The sequence below is a fragment of the Fictibacillus phosphorivorans genome, assembly GCF_001619875.1.
GTDB classification, from domain to species: Bacteria; Bacillota; Bacilli; order Bacillales; family Fictibacillaceae; genus Fictibacillus; species Fictibacillus phosphorivorans_B.
Genome location: NZ_LRFC01000032.1, coordinates 1 through 936, shown reverse-complemented (window position 1 = coordinate 936; position 936 = coordinate 1). Strand labels below are relative to the sequence as shown.

Annotated in this window: 9 tRNA genes; all 9 read right to left on the bottom strand. The window is 50.0% G+C overall.

Annotated elements, in window-relative coordinates:
* Nucleotides 1-76 precede the first annotated feature (76 nt).
* The 9 genes from AWM68_RS13645 to AWM68_RS13605 all read right to left on the bottom strand — a co-directional run bounded on the left by AWM68_RS13645 (nt 77) and on the right by AWM68_RS13605 (nt 888).
* Nucleotides 77-152: transfer RNA gene (locus AWM68_RS13645), tRNA-Ala, on the bottom strand.
* 20 nt (nt 153-172) lie between these two features.
* Nucleotides 173-249: transfer RNA gene (locus tag AWM68_RS13640), tRNA-Pro, on the bottom strand.
* A gap of 7 nt (nt 250-256) precedes the next feature.
* Nucleotides 257-333, bottom strand: a tRNA-Arg gene (locus AWM68_RS13635).
* A gap of 7 nt (nt 334-340) precedes the next feature.
* A tRNA-Leu gene (locus AWM68_RS13630) sits at nt 341-429 on the bottom strand.
* Nucleotides 430-443: 14 nt separating this feature from the next.
* Nucleotides 444-518, bottom strand: a tRNA-Gly gene (locus tag AWM68_RS13625).
* Nucleotides 519-546: 28 nt separating this feature from the next.
* A tRNA-Leu gene (locus AWM68_RS13620) sits at nt 547-630 on the bottom strand.
* A gap of 9 nt (nt 631-639) precedes the next feature.
* Nucleotides 640-715: transfer RNA gene (locus AWM68_RS13615), tRNA-Lys, on the bottom strand.
* 8 nt (nt 716-723) lie between these two features.
* Nucleotides 724-799, bottom strand: a tRNA-Thr gene (locus AWM68_RS13610).
* Between the two features lie 13 nt (nt 800-812).
* Nucleotides 813-888, bottom strand: a tRNA-Val gene (locus AWM68_RS13605).
* Nucleotides 889-936: the final 48 nt, after the last annotated feature.

Below are 936 nucleotides of genomic sequence, written 5' to 3'. Positions count from 1 at the left end.
ACCTATTTCTTTTGTTCAGTTTTCAAAGAACTTTTTTGCAATAAAAAAGAAAATGTCAGAAACATTTTCTGAAAAATGGTGGAGCTTAGCGGGATCGAACCGCTGACCTCCTGCGTGCAAGGCAGGCGCTCTCCCAGCTGAGCTAAAGCCCCAAATAACATATTTGTTATAATGGTCGGGAAGACAGGATTTGAACCTGCGACCCCCTGGTCCCAAACCAGGTGCTCTACCAAGCTGAGCCACTTCCCGTAAAACATGGCGCGCCCTGAGAGATTCGAACTCCCGACCTTTTGATTCGTAGTCAAACACTCTATCCAGCTGAGCTAAGGGCGCATGTATGTGGTGCCGAGGACCGGAATCGAACCGGTACGGTAGTCACCTACCGCAGGATTTTAAGTCCTGTGCGTCTGCCAGTTCCGCCACCCCGGCACATACAATAACTTTGGAGCGGAAGACGGGATTCGAACCCGCGACCCCAACCTTGGCAAGGTTGTATTCTACCACTGAACTACTTCCGCAAACATATTTTGTTTTTTAAAAGGAAATTGGTGCGGGTGAAGGGACTCGAACCCCCACGTCAAAGACACTAGATCCTAAGTCTAGCGCGTCTGCCAATTCCGCCACACCCGCGTGTATAAATGGTGAGCCATGAAGGACTCGAACCTTCGACCCTCTGATTAAAAGTCAGATGCTCTACCGACTGAGCTAATGGCTCGTGCAAAATGGTGCCGGCTAGAGGACTTGAACCCCCAACCTACTGATTACAAGTCAGTTGCTCTACCAATTGAGCTAAACCGGCAAGTAAAAATAAATGGTGGAGGATGACGGGATCGAACCGCCGACCCCCTGCTTGTAAGGCAGGTGCTCTCCCAGCTGAGCTAATCCTCCATTTTATATCTAGCCTAGCGACGTCCTACTCTAACAGGGGGAGACCCC